The organism is Pseudomonas sp. R84 (assembly GCF_009834515.1).
Classification (GTDB): Bacteria; Pseudomonadota; Gammaproteobacteria; order Pseudomonadales; family Pseudomonadaceae; genus Aquipseudomonas.
Window position 1 is genome coordinate 3,338,163 of record NZ_CP019426.1, and the last position, 21,515, is coordinate 3,359,677.

Genomic DNA, 21,515 nt, shown 5'->3' on the forward strand with positions numbered 1-21,515 from the left:
GCGTATCGGCCCCTGCTTCCAGGGATTTACACATTCATGACAGGCGGGTGGTCTGCTTCTGCTCAAGCATGAAATGGATAATCGATATACCCACGCTGATCCCCGCCGAAAAAGCTGCTCGGGTCTGGCGCGTTGAGCGCCAGACCATCATGCAGCCGACGCGGCAAGTCAGGGTTGGCCAGGAACGGGCGGCCGAACGCAATGATGTCGGCACGATCGGTAATCAGTGCCTGTTCGGCAGATTGCGCATCGTAGCCGCCCGCCAGGATCAGCACGCCGTTCCACGTCTTGCGCAACTGCGCAATGATCGCGTCCCAGCGCGGGTCGAAGTTCTCATCTTTGACTGTGCCGACCATTGCTGGCTCGACCAGGTGCAGATAGGCCAGATTCCATTGGTTAAGCGCTTCGACGAGGTGGCCGAAGGTTGCCTCCGGAGTGTCATCACCCATGCCCATAAAGCGCCCCATCGGCGTCAGGCGTACGCCGACCCGTTCGGCACCGACTTCTTCAGTGACGGCCGCCACCACTTCCAGCAGAAACCGCGCGCGATTCGCCACGCTGCCGCCATAGGCATCGTTACGCTGATTGCTGTTGCTGTTAAGAAACTGATCGAGCAGGTAACCGTTGCCGGCATGAATTTCCACGCCGTCCATGCCTGCCTGCAATGCGTTGCGCGCGGCCACGCGATAGTCCTCGACGATCCCGGCGATTTCTGCGGTTTCCAGCGCACGCGGCACCGGCACGTCTCCCCAGACGCCGTGACCGTTTTCATCGACGATAAATGTCTTGCCCGGCACCGGCAGCGCGCTGGGCGCAACCGGCAGGCCGGCATCGGGTTGGAAACTGGGGTGGGACACCCGGCCGACGTGCCACAGTTGCATGAAGATCACCCCGCCGGCCTCATGCACCGCCGCGCTGACGTCACGCCACGCCCGGACCTGCTCTGGGCTGTAGATGCCCGGCGTCCAGGCGTAACCCTGAGCCTGCCGGGAGATCTGTGTGGCTTCGGTGATGATCAGCGCGGCACTGGCCCGCTGGCGGTAGTACTCGGCGTTCATCGGTGTCGGCACATCGCCCGGTTGGCCGGCGCGGGAGCGCGTCAACGGTGCCATGGCCACGCGGTGGGCGAGGGTGTAAGGACCGAGTGCGAGGGGTTGGAACAGACGACGAGTCATGGGTAGCTCCAGATAAAAACAAAGGAAATTCAAGCGCGGCAGCGGCGCCGCGAACCAGTGCCGCTAAATTAACCGGGTGCAGCGGGGCTGATAATCAGTGACCGGCGCTACGCTGTTTTGCGCAGGGCGCAATGGCGCCCGTGCTCATCAGCGATGAACACGGGCGTGGCTCAGGCGGGCTGGTTAGAACGGGTCAGCGGCAGGTTCAGCCAGCGCCGGCCAGTGGCGTTGGCGACAGCGTTGCCAAGGGCGGCGGCCATCGGCCCCTGGACGATTTCAGCGGCACCGAGGAACGGTTCTCCCGGTTGGTCGAGCAAATGCACATCGACTTTTTTCGGCAGTTGTGTGAAACGCAGAATCGGATAACCGCTCCAGTCGTAGCTGCGAATACCCCCCGCGTCGTAGGCAACTTTTTCGTACAGGGTCCAGCTCGCGGACTGCACGATGCCGCCCTCGACCTGATTGCGCAGGCCGTCTGGGCTGACGATCTGGCCGACGTCAACCGCCGTCACCACGTGATCGATGCGAATCTCGCCGGTCTGCGGATGCACCCGCAGCTTCACGGCGATGGCGCAGTAACCCATGATGTTTTTGTAGCGGGCAAAGGCGAAACCGATACCGGCGCCGGGCTCGCTGCCTTTTTGCGGCCAACCGATCTCATCACGCACACGTTCAACGACCGCGCGAGCACGCGGGTCGCTGAGATGGGCCAGACGCAAGGCGACCGCGTCGAGGCCGGCCCGGATCGCGAGTTCGTCGATACTCGCCTCGATGGCGAAGATATTGATGTGCGCACCCAGCGAACGCATGGCCGAGGTGCGAAAGGGCATTTCGGTGACAAAGGTCATGTTGATGCGCGTCGAGTTCAACTCGTACAGCGGCACCGCGTTGCGATCACCATCGCCTTCGGGCTGGGCGATCGGCACGGATGGCGCTGACGTAAAGGGCCGCGCGAGCAAGCGTGCCGGCAGCAGACGCCCGGCGTTGACGATGCGTTCGTTGTGCGGCGTGGTCCAGAGTTCGTAGGCCCAGTCCTGCAGGCGGCCTTGGCTGAGGCTGGCGTCGACGTCGGTGACCATCGCCGAGCTATACGGCTCCCAAAGATTTTCCTGTTCGCGCATCCATTGCACGCGCACCGGCGTCCCGGGCACGCGCAGGGCAATCAATGCCGCATCGGCGGCGGCATCATCGGCGCCGTTGTGGCCGTAACACCCTGAGCCTTCGGTATGAATACAGCGCACCCGCTCAGGTGGCAGACCGAGCATTTCGGCAATGCCGGCGCGCAGCGGATAAACACCTTGGGTGTGGGTCCAGACCGTGAGATTGCCGTCCTTGAACCAGGCCACTGCGCAAGACGGGCCGATCGAGCCGTGCATCAGATATTGCTTGGTAACCCGCGCCTGAAAACGCGTGTCGGCCGCGCCGCTCGGCGTGCCGCTGTGGCTGATCGGATAGCACCGTGAGGGCAGGCGTTTAAGCAGACCATGAATTTCGGCCGCCTCGGGAATCGCCTCGCCCTCGCTCCATTGCGTCACCTCGCTGGCACGGCGCATGGCTTTGATCGCTTGCCACTCATCACCGGCGACCACCGCCAGATAGTTGCCGTCGCGGATCACCTTGACCACGCCAGCCAGCGCTTCGATGGACGCCGCATCGAATGCTTGCAGCGTGCAGCCCGGACGAGGCGGGCGGATCACCCGCGCGTGCAGCATGCCCGGCAGGCGCATGTCCTGGACGAATGCTGCGCCACCGCTGACCTTCGCCGGGATGTCGAGGCGCGGCAAAGAATGGCCGATCAGTTTGAAGTCAGCGGCGGCCATCGCCGGTGACTGGGCCTTGGCGTATTGGTGCACATCGACATGCCCGACCGCGTCGGCATAACTCATCCGCTGACTGGCCGGACCTTCGATCACACCGTCGCGGGTGCTCAGCAGCGCCGCATCAACCTGCCAACGGCGCGCCGCGGCATCGACGAGCATTTCGCGCACCTGCGCAGCGGCGTTATACAACGCGGTACCGCTGTCGAAAATGCTGTGGCTGCCGGCGGTGTAGCCTTCGTTGGGTGTCAGCGCGGTGTCGGCGGTGAGCAGGTTTATGGAGGTTGTCGGCACCTGCAAACGCTCAGCGGCAATTTGCAGCAGCGCGGTTTTCACTCCGGTGCCCAATTCGACCTTGCCGGTGTAGACGGTAATGCCATCGGCGCCGATGCGGATCCAGGCGTCGAGAAACGGGTTGGTGCGCAGGCTTCCGGGCAGGTCGGGTGCGAGGACCACGGTGCCGAGCGTATCGACTTCCGTATCCGCCAACACACGTCGCGCCACCGGCATCAGGGTGAACGCCATCAGCAACGCACCACCGCGCAGAAAGGCGCGCCGACTCGGCTGCAAACCATTCGACTCGCTCATTTCAGGCTCCCGTTGTGCCCGGCCACCTGTTTGATCGCCTCGATGATGCGCAAGTGCGTGCCGCAGCGACACAGGTTGCCGGCCATGTGCTCGCGAATGGTCGCCTCATCCGGGTGTCGATTACGTTCAAGCAACGCCTGCGCGCGCATCAGCATCCCGGCAATGCAGTAACCGCATTGCGCGGCCTGTTTCTCGATGAACGCCGCTTGCAGAGGGCCGGGTTGTTCCGCGCTGCCGAGGCTTTCCACGGTGCGGATCTTTTTGCCTTCGAGGCCGGCGCAGGGCGTCAGGCAGGCGAACACCGGTCGATCATCGACGATCACGGTGCAGGCGCCACATTGACCGAGACCGCAACCGTATTTGGCGCCGTTGAGGTTCAAGTGATTGCGCAGCGCATACAGCAGCGGCATGTCCGGCTCCAGCTCAAGCGGTTGCGCGGCTCCGTTGACGTTGAGGGTGATCGGGCTCATTTCGTCTCCTGACGTAACGCTTCAATAGTGGAAGAGAGGTCGGCCCACGGCTGATCAGGGCTGGCTTGCTGACGCAGATACGCGGCCAGTGCACCGAGTTGCGCGTTGTCCAGGCTGGCGGCGAATGGAGGCATCACCGGGCCGGGCGATCCGGGTGTGGCGGGCAAGCCTTCAAGCACGGTTTTGAGGAAGTTGCGCGAACTGGCCGCTTGCAGCGCCGAGGTGCTTTGCAACCCCGGGCGACCATCGATGGTGCGCATCGGCGCCGCCGGGCCATGGCAGCCGGCGCAGGCACTGCTGAAGAGCAGGGCGCCGCTCGAGTGGTCTGCCGGCTCACTGGCAGGCGTCTTCGCCGTCGTCTCTGTCACCGAAGGCGGGTTTTCCAGGCTGAGCAAATACTCGGCAATTGCCTCGGCTTCACTGGCGGGCAAGCGGGCCAGACTCAAGCTGACCGGACGCATCGGCCCGGCGGGTGTGCCGTGGCCATCGACGATCTCGGCGCGCAGATAGCCGACCAGTTGCGCGCGACTCCACGGGTTGACGCGTTGGCCCATACCGACCAGTGCAGGCGCTTGCCAGCCATCGATGCTGCCGCCTAGCAAATATTCTGAAGATTGTTCCGCGCCGATCAGGTTCAGCGGCGAATGGCAGCCGGAGCAATGGCCCGGCCCGTCGACCAGATAGCGTCCGCGATTCCACGCCTCGCTGCGCTGTGCCAGCGGCGTCAGTGGTTCACCGTGCAGGAACAGCAGGTTCCAGAACGACACCAACGGGCGAATGTTCATCGGAAAATTCATCTGGTTGTGCTCGGCCGGCGCGTGCACGGCGGGGCCGCTCATCAAGTAGGCGTAGGCGTCGGCGATATCTGCTGCACTCATGCGCCGGTAGTGCACGTAGGGGAACGCCGGATAAAGAAAGTGACCATCGCGAGCAACGCCCTGACGCATCGCCCGCTCGAAGGCCGGCAGCGACCATTGGCCGATACCGGTCTCTGCGTCCGGGGTGATGTTGGTGCTGTACAGCGTGCCGAACGGCGTTACCAGCGGCAGCCCGCCGGCCAGATATTCACCGCCGGGGCGCGTATGGCAGACCGCACAATCGCCGGCCTCGACCACCCGCGCCCCGCGTTGCAACTGCGAAGTGTCGAACATCGTCGGGCGCTCGATCGGCGCAATCACCGGGCGCCACATCAGCCAAGCGGCACCGATCAGGCCGAGCACGGCGACGACGGCCACGCTGATCCAAAGCGTTCTGGATTTCAGAAATGAGTTGTTCATGGCACAGGAAGAAACGCGGCAGGCGATGACAGGACGGATGGGCTGCGGGTCATGGAAACGCTCCTTGTGATAGCCGGGGAAGGGCGCCGCCGGGACGACAGCGCCAGAGGCCAAAGCGTAGAGAAACCACCAGCGCCGGAGAATCAGCGGCGCGCGCAATAGCGCGTTGCGCGAGAAGCAACACCTGCGCCGTTGCGCCAGACGCATCACTGCGTTGCCCGCCGCATGGATTCTGCGCATCGCCACAGGGCCGTAGCCTTGGCAGCACTTTCCTGAACTCAATGAGGTGTCATCATGCTCACGAGCAATCCGGTCATTGCGACCAACGCCGAACAGCCGGCTGGACTTTCCGGCCTGATGGTCGCGTTCCTGGCATTTTGCTGTGGCGCGGTCGTGGCCAATCTTTATTACGCGCAGCCGATCGTCGAACTGATTGCACCGCAGATCGGTCTGTCCAGCGCCAATGCCAGCCTGATCGTTTCGCTCACGCAGTTTGGCTACGCACTGGGCCTGTTGCTGCTGGTGCCGCTGGCCGATCTGATGGAAAACCGTCGGCTGGTGGTCGGCTTCACGCTAGCGGCCAGCGTCACGCTGTTGTGCGCCGGACTGACCCATTCGCCGTCGATGTTCCTGGTGTTGTCTTTGCTCATCGGTCTGACGTCGGTGGCTGTGCAGATCCTTGTGCCGCTGGCGGCGCACCTGGCGCCCGAGGCCAGCCGTGGCCGCGTTGTCGGCAATATCATGAGCGGTCTGCTGCTGGGCATTCTGTTGTCGCGGCCACTGTCGAGTTTGTTGGTTGAAGTGTTCGGCTGGCGCGGAGTGTTTTACAGCGCATCAGCCCTGATGGCCGTCATCGCGCTGATTACCGCCGTGGCACTGCCGCGTCGGCTGCCGACGCATAAAGCCACCTATGCTGCGCTGATCGGTTCGGTGTTTGCCTTGGCCCGGCGTTATCCGCTGTTGCGTCAGCGCTCGCTGTATCAAGGGTTGCTGTTTGCAAGTTTCAGCCTGTTCTGGACCCTCGCGCCGATTGAACTGATGCGTCACCACGGTTTCACTCAGGCACACGTGGCGATCTTCGCGCTGGTCGGTGCGGTGGGTGCCATTGCCGCGCCGATTGCCGGACGTCTGGCCGATGCCGGGCATGGTCGTCGCGGCACGCTGGTCGCATTGCTGCTGGCGCCGGTTTCGCTGCTGATCGCTGCGCTCCCGGGCAGCGGCTATATCTGGTTGGTGGTGTGCGCGGTGCTGCTGGATTTCGCCGTGCAATTGAACATGGTGCTCGGCCAGCGTGAGGTGTACGCCCTCGATCCCCACAGCCGTGCGCGCCTTAACGCCGTGTACATGACCAGTATTTTCGTCGGCGGCGCCGTGGGCTCACTGGTCGCCAGTCCGCTGTACGAGCACTTCGGCTGGAACCTGTCCGCCGTCACGGTGGCGCTACTGCCAGCGCTGGCGCTCGGGTTGTTTCTGAGCCGCAAGAGCGATGTCTGAACAACCGGTGACTGTGTTCAAGCACGGCGGTACAAGACGTTGGAGGAACAGTGATGCACAATCATCCGCGTTCCCTATCGACCGGACCCCGCTTATGGACAAGTTGCTGGCACTGAAGATGTTTGTGGAAACCGTGCGCTGCGGGGGCTATTCCTCGGCCGCGCGCAAACTCGGGATATCCACGTCGTCAGTGACACGGCAAGTGGCAGGGCTGGAACACGAGCTGGGCGCGAGCCTGCTCAATCGCACCACGCGCAACACCAGCGTGACCGTTGCCGGGCAGACCTATTTCGAGAAAGCCGTGGCGATTCTCGACGCGATCGACGAAGCCGATGCTGTCGTCGCCGATCGTGGCGCCGAAGCGCAGGGCCGTCTGCGCATCAGCGTGCCTGTGGAGTTCGGCCGACGCCTGATCGCGCCGCACCTGAGCCGCTTGCTCGAGCGGCATCCGGGTCTGGAGATCAGTCTGTCGCTGAGCGATCAGGTCAGCGACCTGCTCAGCGAGCAGATCGATGTTTCGGTGCGGTTGGGATCGTCGGTGGTCAGTGAAGACATCGTCAGCAAACGCGTGGGGCAGTTCGAGCGCTGGGTGGTCGCCAGTCCGGCGTATCTGGCGCGTAGCGCTACGCTCTGTCATCCACGGGACTTGCTGGAGCATCAGTGCCTGCGTTTCGATTACGGCGGCACACACCAGCACTGGACCTTTCAGAATGAAGACGCGCCCATTCAACTCAACGTCCACGGGCGCCTGCAAAGCAACAACGCCGACATCCTGCGCGAGGCCGCCATCGGCGGCGGCGGGGTGACGCTGCTGGCTGACTGGCTGGTACGCGACGACGTCGCAGCCGGCCGGCTGACCCGCTTGCTTGAGCACTACGAGGTCAATCCCGGCAGTGCCAGCACGTGCATCAACGCGTTGTATTTACCCAATCACCGTGGGTCCAGCCGGATCAATGTGTTTATCGACTTCCTGATGGAAGTTCTCAACCCGGCGCCCGCGACCACGCCCCCAGGGTGACCCTGCCGCTCAACGGCGCCCGGTCCGCGTACTCACATCCACCCAAACCGCCAACACCAGAATGCTGCCCTTGACGATCATCTGCCAATAGCTGTCGACGTCGAGCATCGACATGCCGTTGTCCAGACTGGTAATAACCAGCGCGCCGAGGAGGGCGCCGTACACCGTGCCGGAACCACCGCGCATGGAGGTGCCGCCGATAAAGCACGCGGCGATGGCGTCGAGTTCACCCATGCTGCCAGCCGAAGGCGAGCCGGCGGCCAGGCGCGCGGTGTTGACCACGCCGGCGAGGGCGCACATCACGCCCATGATCCCGAAAATCCACAATTTCACGGCCTGTACATTGATGCCAGACAAGCGCGTCGCTTCCATATTGCTGCCCACCGCATAAACGCGGCGGCCGAAAACCGTCTGACTGGTCACGTAGCTGAACACGCCCAGCAGAATCAGCAGCAACAAGACCGGCACGGGAATGCCGTCATAGCTGTTGAGCGTCTGCACGAAACCGGCGAGCACGGCGCCGATCACCAACACGCGGACGACGTCACGCAGCAATGAATGCGCCGCGAGGCCGTGCAGGGCACGATTGCGTCGTTGTTTCCAAGTCAGGAACACGGTCAGCGCGAACAGCACAATGCCCAAGCCAGTGCCAATTGCGTGGGGCAAGTAACCCTGGCCAATGTAAACCAGCTCCGGCGATACCGGTGCGATGGTCGTGCCGCCGGTAATCCCCAGCAGAATCCCGCGAAACGCCAGCATGCCGCCCAGGCCGACGATGAACGAGGGGATGCGCAGGTAAGCCGTCATGTAGCCGTTGGCGAGGCCGATCATCAGCCCGCACAAGGCGACCAGACTGAGGTTCGCCAGCAGCGGAATGTGATAGACCACATCGAGAATCGCCGCGAGGCCACCGAGCAAGCCCAGCAATGAGCCGACCGACAAATCGATCTCGCCGCTGATGATCACCAGCACCATGCCACAGGCGAGAATGCCGGTGATCGACATCTGCCGCAGCAGATTGGAAAGGTTGCGCGGGGTCAAAAATCCGCCCTCGGTCTGCCAGCTGAAAAACAGCCAGATCAGCACCACGGCAAACACCAGCGCGAGCATTTTGTAGCGGGTGAACAGTTGTTTGACCTGATTCATTTACGCGGATTTCCGATCATTATTGTTATGGCTACCAGGCGGGGTGAGGGCGGCGGCGAGTACCTGTTCCTGGGTGAGCTCATGGTTGATGAAGTCGCCGCGCAACTGGCCTTCGCCGATCACCAGCACGCGGTCGGAAACGCCGAGCACTTCGGCCAGCTCCGACGAGACCATGATGATCGACACGCCGGCGGCGGCCAGCGCGCCCATCAACTTGTAGATTTCGTATTTGGCGCCGACGTCCACACCTCGGGTGGGCTCGTCGAGAATCAATACCCGGGGTTTGGCCAGCAGCATCTTCGCCAGCACGGCTTTTTGTTGATTGCCGCCCGACAGGCTGGTGATCGGCAGGAACGGGCTGGCGGTTTTGAGGTGCAGGCGCGAAATTTCCTTATCGATGCTGCCCAGTTCGGCTTCGGCATCGATGCGGGTCAGTTTCGAATAGTTGTCCAGCACGGCGAGGGTGATGTTCTGACCGACGCCCAGATCGGGAATGATGCCTTGGCGCTTGCGGTCCTCGGGCACCAGGCACAGGCCAGCACGGATGGACTTGAGTGGCGTGCGGGTGTCGATGGGTTGGCCATCGAGCCAGACTTCGCCCTCATGACGGCCGGGGTAAGCGCCGTACAGCGCGGTGACCAGTTCAGTGCGGCCGGCACCGACCAGCCCGGCTATGCCGAGGATTTCCCCGCGCTTGAGGACGAAGGAAATATCGTCGACCCGTTTGCGCTTGGGGTTGTCGACGTCGTAGCAATTGATGTGGCGGGCCTCGAAAATCACCTCGCCAATGTCGTGCGGCTCGGAGGGGTAGAGGTTGCTCATTTCCCGCCCGACCATCTGGGTGATGATCTGCGCAATGTCCATGTCGGCCATGGCGGTGGTGGCGATGTGTTTGCCGTCGCGGATTACCGAAATGGTGTCGCACACGGCGGCCACTTCATCGAGTTTGTGCGAGATGTAGACGCAGGCCACGCCCTTGGCTTTGAGGTCGCGGATGATATCCAGCAACACCTCGATTTCCGAACGGCTCAAGGCTGATGAAGGCTCGTCGAGGATCAGCAGGCGGGCCTTTTTGTTCAGGGCCTTGGCGATTTCCACCAGTTGCTGATAGCCGCCGCCGTACTGCGAAACCGGCAGCGATACGTTCATGTCGGGGACTTTCAATTCGCGCATCAGCGCTTCGGCGCGGTGGATCATCGCCGGGTAATTCATGCGTCCGCCGGGCAGCGTCAGTTCATGGCCCATGAAGATGTTTTCAGCCACTGACAGGTCAGGCACCAGGGTCAGTTCCTGGTGAATGATGACGATGCCGGCAGCTTCCGTTTCGCTGATCGATTGCGCCCTGAGCGGTTGCCCGTCCCAGAGGATTTCACCGTCCCAGGTCCCGTGCGGGTAGACCGCCGAAAGGATCTTCATCAGCGTCGACTTGCCGGCGCCATTCTCGCCGCACAGGCCAACGCACTCGCCGGGTCTGACCTTGATGTCGATGCCGTTGAGCGCTTTGACACCGCCGAAGGTTTTGACGATGCCGTTCATTTGCAGCAGATAGTCGGACATGGACAGGGCTCGTATTCCAAAAGGATCAGACACTTAACCCTGTGGGAGCGAGCCTGCTCGCGAAGGCGTCTTTTCAGACAGAGCTGTACTGACTGACACTCCGCCTTCGCGAGCAGGCTCGCTCCCACAGGAGTTACGCACAAACAGCGTCAATCACTTCCCGGCAATTTGCGCCTTGGTGTAGAAGCCGTCCTGTTCGAGCAGGTCGATGTTGTCCTTGGTCAGCGGGGTTGGCGTGAGCAGGATGGTGTCGACTTTTTTGCTGCCGTTGTCGTACTGCGAGCTGAAGGCGGGTTTTTCGTTGCGCGCCAGTTGCACCGAGAGTTTGGCCGCTTCGGTGGCGATGAGTTTCAGCGGTTTGTACACGGTCATGGTTTGCGTGCCGGCGATCACACGTTTGACTGCAGCAAGGTCAGCGTCCTGCCCGGAAATCGGCACCTTTCCGGCTAGTTGCTGCGCCGCCAGTGCCTGGATAGCGCCGCCGGCCGTGGCGTCGTTGGAGGCAACGATGCCGTCGATTTTGTTGTCGTTGCGGGTCAGGGCGTTTTCAACAATGCTCAGCGCTTCGGTCGGGTTCCATTCCTTTACCCACTGTTGGCCGACGATCTTGATATCGCCCTTGTCGATGGCCGGTTGCAGCACTTTCATCTGGCCTTCACGCAGGATCTTGGCGTTGTTGTCGGTGGGCGCTCCGCCGAGCAAAAAGTAATTGCCCTTGGGCGCGGCATTCAGCACGCCGCTGGCCTGCATCTCACCGACCTTTTCGTTATCGAAGGAAATGTAGGCGTCGACATCAGCGTTGAGAATGAGCCGATCATAGGACACAACTTTGATCCCGGCTTTCTTCGCTTCGGCCACCGCGTTGGTCAGCACCGTGGCGTTGAACGGCACGATGACGATGACATCGACGCCTCGGGAAATCAGGTTTTCGATCTGGGAAATCTGCTTCTGCTCGTTGGCATCAGCCGATTGCACGAAGACCTTGGCGTCCATTTTTTCTGCCGCCGCGACAAAGTAGTCACGGTCACGCGACCAGCGTTCCAGGCGCAGGTCATCAATGGAGAAACCGATTTTCGGGTGGGCAGCGTCAGCCATCACCGGCAGTGACAGCAGCGCCAGGGCAGAGGCCAACAGCGTGCGTTTTACGTTCTTCATGTGGGGCGTCCTTTTATTGTTGTTGGAAAGACACGGCCTGACGATGAGTATCGGGCTGGTAAAACTGTAGAGAATCCGCAGACGCCGCAGGCACAGATTTGTCGTAGAAATGTCACCGCGTGAATGCGCCCGCAGACTCCCTGTGTGATCAGCGATAGATAAACCGGTTGACGATGTTCTCAAGCATTTCCTGGCGGCCGCTGACGGCTTGCGGGTTCAACTCGTTGGTGAACGCGTGCTCGGCCAACGACTCAAGATTGAAGTCACCGGCCATCACCGCCTGCCCGAACGGCTGCTGCCAGCCGGCATAGCGTTGATCCTTGAGCCGTTGCAGTTCGTCGTTCTGCACCATGGCCGCGGCGCGTTCCAGAGACAGGGCCAGAACGTCCATCGCGCCGACGTGACCATGGAACAGATCGATCTGATCGAGGCTTTGCCGGCGCACCTTGGAGTCGAAGTTGAAGCCGCCATTCTTGAAGCCGCCGGCCTTGAGAATTTCATAGGTGGCCAGGGTCATTTCTTCGACGCTGTTGGGAAATTGATCGGTATCCCAACCGTTTTGCGGATCACCCCGGTTGGCGTCGATACTGCCGAAAATCCCCAGCGAGACCGCCGTCGCGATCTCGTGATGGAAGCTATGCCCGGCGAGGGTGGCGTGGTTGGCCTCGATGTTGACCTTGATTTCGTGCTCCAGCCCGAACTGCTGGAGAAAGCCAAACACGGTGGCGCTGTCGTAATCGTATTGGTGCTTGGTCGGCTCCTGTGGCTTGGGTTCGATCAACAGGTCGCCGGTGAAACCGATCTTGTGCTTGTGCTCGACCACCATGCGCATAAAGCGCCCCAGTTGTTCGCGTTCACGCTTCAAGTCCGTGTTGAGCAGGGTTTCATAGCCTTCGCGACCGCCCCACAACACGTAGTTGGCGCCTTTCAGGCGATGGGTCGCGTTCATGGCGCTGAACACTTGCGCTGCAGCGCAGGCGAACACTTCCGGATCTGGGTTGCTCGCGGCACCTGCCGCAAAACGCGGATTGCTGAAACAATTGGCGGTGCCCCACAGCAGCTTGATTCCGCTTTGTTCCTGGTGTTGCTCCAGGTGATCAACCATTTGCGCGAAGTGGTTGCGGTATTCCCTCAGTGACTGGCCTTCCGGGGCGACATCGGTGTCATGGAAGCAGTAGTAGTCGATACCCAGTTTGGAGAAAAATTCGAAGGCGGCGGCTGCCTTGCCGATCGCCATTTCCATCGGGTCGCCGGCGTGTTGCCAAGGGCGCTTGAACGTCCCCGCGCCGAACACATCGGAACCCGGCCAGACGAACGTGTGCCAGTAACAGGCGGCCATTCGCAGGTGTTCGCGCATGGGTTTGCCGAGGATGATTTTATCGGCGTCGTAGTGACGAAAGGAGAGGGGAGAATCGCTGTCCGGGCCTTCGTAGCGAATCGCATCGACATCGGGGAAATACTGCATGGACCTTGTCCTTGTTGTTCTTGGCGGTGTCTCGATACTAGCAACGGCCCCGGCCCTGCTGATTATGAAAAACATCAACACGGAGTGCGATTTTGCGTATTGAGCTTCTTCGGCCACGCGCCTAGTCTGTGCCAATCGCCTCAGTGACCAGAGGCCCGGAACAAGCATAAAAACAATGAAAACCGTACCGCCTGTTCACCGCATCGCCCTGTTATTCAACGGCAGCAAGATCTACGACCGTGGCATCATCAGCGGCATCGGCAACTACCTGAGCAGCACCCGCGCTTCCTGGGACCTGTTTCTCGAGGAGGATTTTCTCTGTCGCTTGAAAGGCATCGAACGCTGGCAGGGGGACGGGATCATTGCCGACTTCGACGATCCGCTGATTGGCGAGGCGTTGGCTGATATCCAGATGCCGGTGGTAGCAGTAGGGGGCTCGTACGAGGATAAACGCGCCTATCCGAAAGCGATTCCCTACGTCGCCACCGATAACAATGCGCTGATGACGCTGGCTTACACGCACTTGATCGAGGCAGGACTGCAGCGTTTTGCCTGCTTCAGCCTGCCGGAAGCGCAAGCCAATCGTTGGGCACAGGAGCGGGAAAAAGCCTTTCGCAAACTGATGAAACGCGACGGCTTGCACGGCGAAATCTATCGCGGCATGGGCACCAGCGCACCGCTCTGGGACAGCGCCGTCGAACAACTGATCGCCTGGCTGCAAAGCCTGCCCAAACCCATTGGCATCATCGCCGTCAGCGACGCCCGTGCGCGCCAGTTGCTGCAAGCCTGCCTCACGGCCGGGATTGCCGTGCCGGAGCAGGTGGCATTGATCGGCATCGACAACGACCCGCTGACCCGCAGCCTGACTCGAGTGCCGCTGAGCTCGGTTATTCAGGGCACGGAAACCATGGGCCGTACTGCCGCGCAATTGCTTCACCAGATGCTGCACGGCATGCCGTCCACCGGCACGCAAATCCTGATTCCTCCCGATGCGGTAAACGTGCAGGTGTCGAGCTTGCACCAGCCATTGGGCAATCCCTATGTCATGCAGGCGCTGCTGTTCATTCGCCAATATGCTTGCCAGGGCATCAAAACGGCGCAGGTGGCGGCTTATGTCGGTGTGTCGCGTTCGTCACTTGAAGCGCATTTTCGTACTGAGCGAGGCTGTAGCGTGCATGACGAGATTCTGCGTTTCAAACTGGCAGCGGCGACTAGCGGCCTTAAAGATGCAGATTCAGTGATTGCCGACGTTGCGCGCAGTTGTGGGTTTAAATCTGCGCAGTATCTGCACACGGTGTTTCGAAGGGAGTTTGGTTGTACGCCGCGGGAGTATCAGCAAGGGGCAGGGATGCGCTAAGGGAATACCCTACGGACTCGGCGCTATTGTTCGAGCGTGCTTGCCGCGAATCATTGCGTTAGGGGTAGCCAGTGCAGAAGAAGTAGAAATCGAAGCGTTGCAAGAGCGTCTGGATCAGGAGCGTTCAGCCTTTTCAGGCATCTACGTCGGTGATGTGATGTTCGGAAGCTGGGCGCGGAAGTTTTGACGTTTTGAAAAGTGGATATAGCGGACTCGCGTAAGCGAATGTCTGCTATTGGCCGTTTTCTGCCCGTCGCGAGAGGCAGAAAACGACCCATAGCAGGGCAATGTCGCAACCGCTGGCGGCGGCCTGGCATCGCAGTATCTGGCCGCCTGGTTCATTTCCCGCCTAGCGGGTGTAGAGGCTGAGCGCAGTGCGCTTCATTACGTTGCTCTAAATGCAGATTCCACCCAATCCGAAAAGTCAGGCTGTCATTGCCCGATTGGTGGCAATAATTTGCTGGTGAGTAAACTGACTGCCGGGAGTCATGAACTTTGCGAGCAGTGCGTCGCGGTTTTGAGGTGCTCGTACCTTGTCTGCAGCTTTCAGTGCTAATTTGAGTTCTGGCAAGGTCAGTTCAGTGCAGTAAGCAGGTGTACCTGGTTGCTGGCGCCATGAATCCTCAAGGTTGCCTGCGGCCAGAGCGATAAAGCCAGTGTCCTCTACGAGATCCTGTGCAATTGCCTCAGCATTAATATCATCGCCGGCTACAGGTAAGGCAATGCGTTCTGACGACCGCGCTGGTTGACCCTTGTCGGCAAGAGTCGCTGCGAGAACGGCGTTCCAAGCCTTAATCACCGGTCGGCCAATCTGTTCGCTTACCCAGATGCTCTCAGGCTTGCCGTCGTCAACTTCTTTGATCGCCCCGTCGCGCCCCGGATAATAATTGGACGTGTCAATGACGACGGTCTTCTCAGGGACACTGCTCAATGTCTGTTTGAGATCAGGGTATTTTGCGAAGGGGATCGAGAGGATTACAACTTCTACTCCGGACACCGCATCTTCCTTGGTTACCGCGCTCACGCCGATTTCATTGGCAAGGTTCTGAATGCTCTCAGGGTCTTTCGAGTTTGCCAGCTTAACTTCATGGCCGCACGCAGCAAGCTTGCGGGCAAGCGTAGCCCCAATATTACCGGCGCCAATAATTCCGATTTTCACTTCAACCTCCTTATCTACAACCAATACTTGAGTGACCGCTTGGTTGGATATACGAATGAATTAAGCATGTCACGCAGCCACTTCGCTCTGGGGCACGCATGTCGCCTGGCTCAGGTAAATACGACTCTTCAAGAGTGAAAGGTCACGCTGTCAGTAATTGGCACGCGATCCATATGCATGCGGTTGCCTGGAGCACTCTCGTCTGGGTAGCCAAATGACATGCCAAACAGCATTTTCATTTCTTCAGAAATGCCTAACACCTCGCGGATCGTTTCTGCATAGAAACCAAGCGAGGTTTGCGGGATGCCGCCTAACCCACGGGCAGCGAGTGACAGTAGGAAGGTTTGGCCGTACATACCAATGTCGCCAGCAGTTCGAACGCTGTCGCCAAACACCGGCATGAATAAAAAAACTGCCTGGGGAGCATTGAAAAAAGACAAGTTCAGGGCTGCGGCCCGCCGACGCCCCTCCTTGTCTTCGCGCATAACATTCATAGCCTCGTAGTAGGCTTTGCCTTGCGCATTCTTACGATCCCCATACATGCCGTAAAAAGCATCCATATCGAACGAAAAGTCTGGCGTGAATTCGCCTGCAGTATTTTTTGCGTGGAGGATTTGCGAAAGCTCTTTTAGTTTTTGACCGCGAACGATGTGCACGTCCCAAGGTTGGGTATTGCAGTTGGAGGGGGCGCACTGGGCATCCTTCAACACCTCCTGAATGATGTGATCGGGTACGGAGGTGTCCAGAAACCCTCGAAACGACCGCCGAGTACGTGCCGTCTTTTGAAATTGAAGGGTGTCATCCATCGCTGTATCAGCATCGAATCTAGATATTGAAATAGTCATGATTTCCTCTTTGTGCAAGGCGTGAAAAATACTCAGTCGGTTGCCGGATGACCGAGCGCATCGAGTGTTTGTCGAAGCTCATCGATACCCCGCTCATCAAGCTGGCAAGCTGACTTAATTTTGCTAGTGATTCCCCGAATGTCAGCTTCCAACATGCGGCTATTAGGCGTCAGGTCGATCATCACGCGGCGCTCGTCGGCAGGATCCCGTGTGCGGCTGACGAGTTCGGCAGCCTCAAGCCTTTTCAGCAATGGCGTTATGGTTCCAGCGTCCATCGCAAGCCGGGTTCCGAGTGCTCCCACAGTGAGTGGCGAACCGTTTAGAAGCTCCAGGATGACCAGATACTGAGGGAAGGTTAGGCCCAACGGCTCCAGATAGGGTTTGTGCAATCGCACGACCCGATTTGCCGCCGCGTAGAGTGAAAAAGACAGCTGGGTACCCACCCGTTTCAGGTTCGAGGTCATTTCATAGCTCGCTATTGTATAGTGCACTATATATTTAAGTAGGAGAGTCGCTCTGTCAACCGACGCCTTCGGCGCTCGACGAATGGCTCATCTAGCTAAGTAGCATATGCCTTGCACTTGCTGTGATTTGAGGCGGACGCCTGGTCATGCGGTAGGAAATGGCCAATCCCACTCGCCAGAGGGGTAGGCCAGCGTTTCAGGCTGCATCGGACTGCTCCGCTGGGTAGCCAAATTTACGGGCGTGAGATTGCGCACTGCATCCATCTACGCGCTCCAATTGGATGATCAGCTTTGCCGCCATTTTCCCTTGATGAATAGGAGCAACAAAAAACTGTGCGCCCAGTAGGCAGATGCTAGCTGCTTATTTGGACGCATCAGGTGTGCCCACAAGGTAAACGTTACTCTGTCGGTGGCTTGTATCCCGCGAGCATTTTCAAGACATCACCATGTGATCCGCTCGCTTCCGCAAATCGTAATGGCTTCGCGCGTTCAACGACAAGTTCAGGCGGGGTCGGAGAAATCTTGAGCAGTTCGAAGATTTCATCCAAAAACTCCTCCAAAGGCATAGCATTTTCGTCGTTTTCCTGTCCAAGCAATGTGGTACGTACCCCTGGCGGCGCAAGCTCGATGACCTCGACGGACGAGGCTTCTAGCTGCACTCGAAGACTTTGAGTGAACGAGTGAACCGCCGCTTTAGTTGCGCTGTAGGTCGGTGTGGCTGGCAGCGGTACGAATGCCAACGCCGAGCTGACATTCACTATCGTTGCACTGATCTGCTTGATCAGCTGGGGAGTGAATGCGTACACCATTCGAATCGTGCCAAGCAAGTTCGTTGTCACGATATCTTCGGCGGTGCTCAGGCTTTCCGGATCAGTCAGATCCTCCCAGTGCATGATCCCAGCGTTGTTTATGAGAACGTTCAGATTCGGATGGCTGATCGCAAGCGCTTCGCTGGTACGCTGGATGGATTGGGGATTTGAGACGTCAAGCAATACTGATTCAATGCCAGGGTGTTCTGACACGACCTTGTCGAGCAGAGCCTTGCGACGCCCAGCGATGATGACTTTGTTGCCCGCCTTGTGAAATCTCAGCGCCAGACCGAGGCCGATGCCTGAGGTGCCGCCAGTAACCAGAATCGTGTTGCCAGTGCTGTTCATAGTAAACTCCAGAAACGATGCCTAAGCGGACAGCTGTCCACTTTTCGACCGTACCGGACAATTGTCCGCTTAGCAATGCAGTGAAGGAAAACTTTTTCATGACTGACAAGTTGGTGATGCGTTCTGACGCAAAAAAAAACCGGGAACGGATTTTGGCGGTCGCGGTGGTAGAGCTGACAAGCGACCCTGCGATGCCTTTAAGCACGATTGCGAAGAAGGCAGGGGTAGGGCAGGGCACGTTCTATCGCCACTTCCCTACCAGGGAGAAGTTGGTGTTCGAGGTCTATCAATTCGAAATGCAGCAGGTGGCCTCCTTGGCGGAAGAGTTACTCGCGACAAAACCACCTAAGGAAGCCCTCCGAGAGTGGATGGACTGCCTCGCTGAATATGCAATGACAAAGGCAGGACTCGCTACTGCGATCCAACAAGCTGCTTGCGTTTACGAGTTCCCTGGGAAGTCGGGATACGCTCCTGTCCAAGGAGCCGCCGAGTTGCTTTTGAGGGCAAATGAAAAGGCAGGAACGATTCGTAGCGGGATTACAAACGACGACTTTTTTCTAGCCATCGCGGGAATATGGCAAATGGATGCCCAGAGCGAATGGCGCTTACGTCTCGCCAGATTGATGAATTTGGTGATGGATGGTCTGTGCGCTGGCAGCCCTGAGAGCCTGAAAAAGAATAACGCCTAGCATCAAAATCAGGACACGCGTCGGCGAGAACAGGAAACGGAGCGCATCGGCAAATAGTCGATATTGTTTAGAGCGGCTTAAGCTTGAGTAGGCGACCCAACCTATAGCCGCGATCCATCCTGAGCGGTGGCCATACCGCCAGCGTCCTTGTCGTCACTGCTGCGTCCATCTGCGTCCTAGCCCGTGAGTGTTCACGAGGTCTCTTGGTTGCCGTCCTTCGAGACCCGTAAGCAAATTTTCCAATGCGCGCAGTGCCATCGCATTGCGTGTATCGCCTGTTGCAGAGCCGATTTGAGGCACGGTGACAACGTTCTTCAATTTGAAAAGACCTGAACTCACTTGTCTTTTTCATGACGCTTTATTTCACCTGCTTCAAACTCAATTTGAATCGTGTCCTGACTTCAAATAGGTTTTCGCCCACTCACGGTAATTGTCCGAGAGTGTGTATTTAGAAAGCAGATCAGGAAGCGAAAGCTCACTTCCGTCTGTGCCGCTTTGTTCGCGCAGCGCCTCGTACGTCGCTTTGATTGCGGACAAATACGGAGCATGCCCATTGACGACAATCCGCACATTGGCAGCACTCAGTTTCTCAACATCACTAAGAGCCGGATTTCCATAATTGATCAGCATGATCGGCACGCTGAGGTGTGCTGTGAGTGCTTCCAAATGTTGGAAGTCTTTTACTCCGACGAGGCAAATCGCGTCGGCCCCGGCTTTTTCATAGGCCGTGGTACGTGCAATGGAATCTTCCAAAGTGGTAACGGCCACATTCGTTCGGGCGATGATGCTGAGCGCATCATCTGATCGGGCAAACCGCGCAGCGTAAATCTTGCTCGCGGCTTCTTCCCTCTCGATGAGCACATGCGATTGCTCGTCGTACTTGGCCGGTAGGTGGGTGTCCTCCAGCGTTAGGGCAGCGACGCCGGCTTTCTGCAGCTCGGTCACAGTTCGCATTACATTCAGCGCGTTTCCGAATCCATGGTCAGCATCCCCAATGATTGGGATTTGGCTAGCTCGTCCGACTCTGGAAACCTGCTCGACATACTCATCCAGCGTGAGCAGTGCGATGTCCGGTGCCCCGAGCACCTGAAGCGAGGCGACGGAACCACCTTGAATGGCGACCTCAAAGCCAAGGTCGCAAGCCATACGAACCGAGATCGGGTCGAATACTGAAGCAGCGAATTTGCAGACGGTACCCTGAAGTAAATCACCAAACGCCTTGCGCAGTTCATGATGTGATCGCTCAATCATTTTTGGCTCCATCAAATTCTTACAAGTAATTTGTTGGTCTCATTCGAGTTGAACGACACCTGGAAGGCACTACCGGTCATAACCGTTTCAAGACGAGATGACCGACTCCCTTTGCAGTTTATTTCTGCGCCAGCAATGCCTTCCTGGCCGCTTTTTCGTGTTTCATGGCGGCGATTTCACGCTCGCAGGCCTCGACATCGAACGAGTTATCCCACTTGGCAATGGCGATGGTGCCGATGCCATTACCGATCAGGTTGGTCACGGCCCGTGCTTCGTTCAGGAATCGGTCAATGCCCAGTAGCAAGACGAGGCCGACCAGAGGAATGGAGTGGATGGTTGTTAGCGTTGCCGCAAGGGTTATGAACCCGGCACCCGCCACGCCAGCGGAGCCTTTTGAGGTCAGCAGGAAGACGCCCAACAGAATCATCTGATCCATAAACGTCAGTGGCGTATTTGTTGCCTGTGCGATAAAAATCGCCGCCATGGTGAGGTAAATGCAGGTGCCATCTGCATTGAAGGCATATCCAGTGGGTAGCACCATGCCTACCACTGACTTCTTGCAGCCCAGCTTTTCAAGTTTCACCATCATTCGCGGAAGTACGGCTTCCGTTGAGCATGTGCCAAGCGTGATGAGAATTTCATCTTTGAAATAACGAAGGAATTGCATCAGCGGCATGCCCGACCATCTGGCAACCGTACCCAGTACTACCACGATGAAAATCAAGGTGGTGATGTAGAGCGCGACCAGCAACTGGCCGAGTGACAGCAAGGTACCAATGCCGTACTTGCCTATAGTGAAAGCCATCCCGGCGCCAGCGCCAAGGGGAGCCAGGCGCATCACCATTGCCACGATCTTGAACAGCCCTTGCAGAAACAAGTCGATGGTATTGATCAGCGGTTTGCTGGTTTCGCCCATCTGAACGAGGGCTACGCCCATCAATACCGAAATCAGAATGACCTGAAGCATGACACCATTCGAGAATGCGCCAATGAAGGTGCTCGGGATGATGTTTAGAAAGAAATCGATAGTGCCACCCTGTTCCGTGGCGGCTTGGCTGTACTTGGCGATAGCGCTGGCATCAAGCGTGGTAGCGTTGATATTCATCCCGGCGCCTGGCTTTGCGATATTGACCACAATAAGGCCGATGACTAGCGCAATGGTGGAAAGGATTTCAAAGTAGAGCAGCGCCTTGACGCCGATCCGTCCGACCTCCTTGATGCTGCCCATCTTTGCGATACCAACCACGACGGTACCGAAAATAATAGGCGCCAACAGCATTTTGATGAGTTTGATAAAGCCATCCGCAAAAGGTTGAAGCTTGGCTCCGAATTGCGGTTCAAAGTGACCAATCGCTGCGCCGATGACGATACCGATCAGCACCTGCACATATAGCTGGCTGTACCAGCGGGATTTGGAAATTTCCACGGAAG

At 58.7% G+C, this 21,515-nt stretch carries 18 protein-coding genes and 2 pseudogenes; 5 read left to right on the plus strand and 15 right to left on the minus strand.

Features of this window, described 5'->3' with window-relative positions; all coding sequences use genetic code 11:
• Positions 1-62: 62 nt before the first annotated feature.
• The 4 genes from PspR84_RS14775 to PspR84_RS14790 form a co-directional block, all read right to left on the minus strand.
• Positions 63-1,175: an alkene reductase gene (locus PspR84_RS14775; RefSeq protein WP_160057844.1), complete on the minus strand. Its 1,113-nt coding sequence runs from the start codon at positions 1,173-1,175 to the stop codon at positions 63-65.
• A 170-nt stretch (positions 1,176-1,345) separates the two neighbouring features.
• Positions 1,346-3,580: a molybdopterin cofactor-binding domain-containing protein gene (locus tag PspR84_RS14780; RefSeq protein ID WP_160057845.1), complete on the minus strand. Its 2,235-nt coding sequence runs from the start codon at positions 3,578-3,580 to the stop codon at positions 1,346-1,348.
• A complete protein-coding gene (locus PspR84_RS14785; protein ID WP_160057846.1) occupies positions 3,577-4,050 on the minus strand; it encodes a (2Fe-2S)-binding protein in 474 nt (157 codons plus the stop codon). Before PspR84_RS14785 ends, PspR84_RS14780 begins: the two co-directional genes overlap by 4 nt.
• Positions 4,047-5,327, minus strand: a complete 1,281-nt coding sequence (locus PspR84_RS14790) for a c-type cytochrome (protein WP_160060095.1) — start codon at positions 5,325-5,327, stop codon at positions 4,047-4,049. The genes PspR84_RS14785 and PspR84_RS14790 overlap by 4 nt, the downstream gene beginning before the upstream one ends.
• Before the next feature lie 294 nt (positions 5,328-5,621).
• Here PspR84_RS14790 and PspR84_RS14795 point away from each other — a divergent pair, with 294 nt between their 5' ends.
• Together PspR84_RS14795 and PspR84_RS14800 are read left to right on the plus strand one after the other, a co-directional pair.
• Entirely contained in the window at positions 5,622-6,821 is a 1,200-nt protein-coding gene (locus PspR84_RS14795) for an MFS transporter (RefSeq protein WP_160057847.1), read from the plus strand.
• Between the two features lie 94 nt (positions 6,822-6,915).
• A complete protein-coding gene (locus tag PspR84_RS14800; RefSeq protein ID WP_160057848.1) occupies positions 6,916-7,839 on the plus strand; it encodes a LysR family transcriptional regulator in 924 nt (307 codons plus the stop codon).
• 9 nt (positions 7,840-7,848) lie between these two features.
• On the opposite strand, the gene PspR84_RS14805 is transcribed toward PspR84_RS14800, so the two are convergent.
• From PspR84_RS14805 to xylA, 4 genes are all read right to left on the minus strand, one after another.
• Positions 7,849-8,985 carry a sugar ABC transporter permease gene (locus PspR84_RS14805; RefSeq protein WP_160057849.1) on the minus strand — a complete coding sequence of 379 codons (1,137 nt, stop codon included), beginning with the start codon at positions 8,983-8,985 and terminating at the stop codon, positions 7,849-7,851.
• On the minus strand, positions 8,986-10,542 hold the full coding sequence (gene xylG, locus PspR84_RS14810; RefSeq protein ID WP_160057850.1) for a D-xylose ABC transporter ATP-binding protein: 1,557 nt from the start codon (positions 10,540-10,542) through the stop codon (positions 8,986-8,988).
• A 153-nt stretch (positions 10,543-10,695) separates the two neighbouring features.
• Entirely contained in the window at positions 10,696-11,697 is a 1,002-nt protein-coding gene (gene xylF, locus PspR84_RS14815) for a D-xylose ABC transporter substrate-binding protein (RefSeq protein ID WP_160057851.1), read from the minus strand.
• Between the two features lie 148 nt (positions 11,698-11,845).
• A complete protein-coding gene (xylA, locus tag PspR84_RS14820) occupies positions 11,846-13,162 on the minus strand; it encodes a xylose isomerase (RefSeq protein WP_160057852.1) in 1,317 nt (438 codons plus the stop codon).
• 175 nt (positions 13,163-13,337) lie between these two features.
• Here xylA and PspR84_RS14825 point away from each other — a divergent pair, with 175 nt between their 5' ends.
• A complete protein-coding gene (locus tag PspR84_RS14825) occupies positions 13,338-14,519 on the plus strand; it encodes a XylR family transcriptional regulator (protein WP_160057853.1) in 1,182 nt (393 codons plus the stop codon).
• Between the two features lie 283 nt (positions 14,520-14,802).
• Positions 14,803-14,913, plus strand: a pseudogene (locus PspR84_RS29655) (AraC family transcriptional regulator); the annotation flags it as partial.
• 30 nt (positions 14,914-14,943) lie between these two features.
• On the opposite strand, the gene PspR84_RS14830 reads toward PspR84_RS29655, so the two are convergent.
• From PspR84_RS14830 to PspR84_RS14845, 4 genes are all read right to left on the minus strand, one after another.
• The gene (locus PspR84_RS14830; RefSeq protein ID WP_160057854.1) at positions 14,944-15,678 is read right to left on the minus strand and encodes an NAD(P)-binding domain-containing protein; all 735 of its coding nucleotides are present in this window, start codon (positions 15,676-15,678) and stop codon (positions 14,944-14,946) included.
• Between the two features lie 128 nt (positions 15,679-15,806).
• Positions 15,807-16,523 (minus strand): nitroreductase, encoded by a 717-nt coding sequence (locus tag PspR84_RS14835; protein WP_160057855.1) that lies wholly within the window; start codon positions 16,521-16,523, stop codon positions 15,807-15,809.
• Between the two features lie 32 nt (positions 16,524-16,555).
• The gene (locus PspR84_RS14840) at positions 16,556-16,987 is read right to left on the minus strand and encodes a MarR family transcriptional regulator (protein WP_137217017.1); all 432 of its coding nucleotides are present in this window, start codon (positions 16,985-16,987) and stop codon (positions 16,556-16,558) included.
• Between the two features lie 398 nt (positions 16,988-17,385).
• Positions 17,386-18,144, minus strand: a complete 759-nt coding sequence (locus PspR84_RS14845) for an SDR family oxidoreductase (protein ID WP_160057856.1) — start codon at positions 18,142-18,144, stop codon at positions 17,386-17,388.
• Positions 18,145-18,242: 98 nt separating this feature from the next.
• Here PspR84_RS14845 and PspR84_RS14850 point away from each other — a divergent pair, with 98 nt between their 5' ends.
• Positions 18,243-18,833 (plus strand): TetR/AcrR family transcriptional regulator, encoded by a 591-nt coding sequence (locus PspR84_RS14850; protein ID WP_174244453.1) that lies wholly within the window; start codon positions 18,243-18,245, stop codon positions 18,831-18,833.
• A gap of 153 nt (positions 18,834-18,986) precedes the next feature.
• Here PspR84_RS14850 and PspR84_RS29840 read toward each other — a convergent pair.
• The 3 genes and pseudogenes from PspR84_RS29840 to dctA all read right to left on the minus strand — a co-directional run.
• Positions 18,987-19,186 (minus strand): annotated as a pseudogene (locus PspR84_RS29840) (bifunctional glyoxylate/hydroxypyruvate reductase B); the annotation flags it as partial.
• 25 nt (positions 19,187-19,211) lie between these two features.
• Positions 19,212-20,084: an isocitrate lyase/phosphoenolpyruvate mutase family protein gene (locus PspR84_RS14855; protein WP_160057857.1), complete on the minus strand. Its 873-nt coding sequence runs from the start codon at positions 20,082-20,084 to the stop codon at positions 19,212-19,214.
• Positions 20,085-20,202: 118 nt separating this feature from the next.
• On the minus strand, positions 20,203-21,510 hold the full coding sequence (gene dctA / locus PspR84_RS14860; RefSeq protein WP_122590618.1) for a C4-dicarboxylate transporter DctA: 1,308 nt from the start codon (positions 21,508-21,510) through the stop codon (positions 20,203-20,205).
• Positions 21,511-21,515: the final 5 nt, after the last annotated feature.

What these genes read in the sequence shown, in the direction of transcription:
- PspR84_RS14790 (WP_160060095.1), bottom strand. Translation starts at nt 5,327, where the DNA reads ATGAACAACTCATTTCTGAAATCCAGAACGCTTTGGATCAGCGTGGCC.
- xylF (WP_160057851.1), bottom strand. Translation starts at nt 11,697, where the DNA reads ATGAAGAACGTAAAACGCACGCTGTTGGCCTCTGCCCTGGCGCTGCTG.
- PspR84_RS14785 (WP_160057846.1), bottom strand. Translation starts at nt 4,050, where the DNA reads ATGAGCCCGATCACCCTCAACGTCAACGGAGCCGCGCAACCGCTTGAG.
- PspR84_RS14855 (WP_160057857.1), bottom strand. Translation starts at nt 20,084, where the DNA reads ATGATTGAGCGATCACATCATGAACTGCGCAAGGCGTTTGGTGATTTA.
- PspR84_RS14780 (WP_160057845.1), bottom strand. Translation starts at nt 3,580, where the DNA reads ATGAGCGAGTCGAATGGTTTGCAGCCGAGTCGGCGCGCCTTTCTGCGC.
- PspR84_RS14835 (WP_160057855.1), bottom strand. Translation starts at nt 16,523, where the DNA reads ATGACTATTTCAATATCTAGATTCGATGCTGATACAGCGATGGATGAC.
- PspR84_RS14845 (WP_160057856.1), bottom strand. Translation starts at nt 18,144, where the DNA reads ATGAACAGCACTGGCAACACGATTCTGGTTACTGGCGGCACCTCAGGC.
- PspR84_RS14805 (WP_160057849.1), bottom strand. Translation starts at nt 8,985, where the DNA reads ATGAATCAGGTCAAACAACTGTTCACCCGCTACAAAATGCTCGCGCTG.
- PspR84_RS14840 (WP_137217017.1), bottom strand. Translation starts at nt 16,987, where the DNA reads ATGACCTCGAACCTGAAACGGGTGGGTACCCAGCTGTCTTTTTCACTC.
- PspR84_RS14850 (WP_174244453.1), top strand. Translation starts at nt 18,243, where the DNA reads ATGACTGACAAGTTGGTGATGCGTTCTGACGCAAAAAAAAACCGGGAA.
- xylG (WP_160057850.1), bottom strand. Translation starts at nt 10,542, where the DNA reads ATGTCCGACTATCTGCTGCAAATGAACGGCATCGTCAAAACCTTCGGC.
- PspR84_RS14800 (WP_160057848.1), top strand. Translation starts at nt 6,916, where the DNA reads ATGGACAAGTTGCTGGCACTGAAGATGTTTGTGGAAACCGTGCGCTGC.
- PspR84_RS14825 (WP_160057853.1), top strand. Translation starts at nt 13,338, where the DNA reads ATGAAAACCGTACCGCCTGTTCACCGCATCGCCCTGTTATTCAACGGC.
- xylA (WP_160057852.1), bottom strand. Translation starts at nt 13,162, where the DNA reads ATGCAGTATTTCCCCGATGTCGATGCGATTCGCTACGAAGGCCCGGAC.
- PspR84_RS14795 (WP_160057847.1), top strand. Translation starts at nt 5,622, where the DNA reads ATGCTCACGAGCAATCCGGTCATTGCGACCAACGCCGAACAGCCGGCT.
- PspR84_RS14775 (WP_160057844.1), bottom strand. Translation starts at nt 1,175, where the DNA reads ATGACTCGTCGTCTGTTCCAACCCCTCGCACTCGGTCCTTACACCCTC.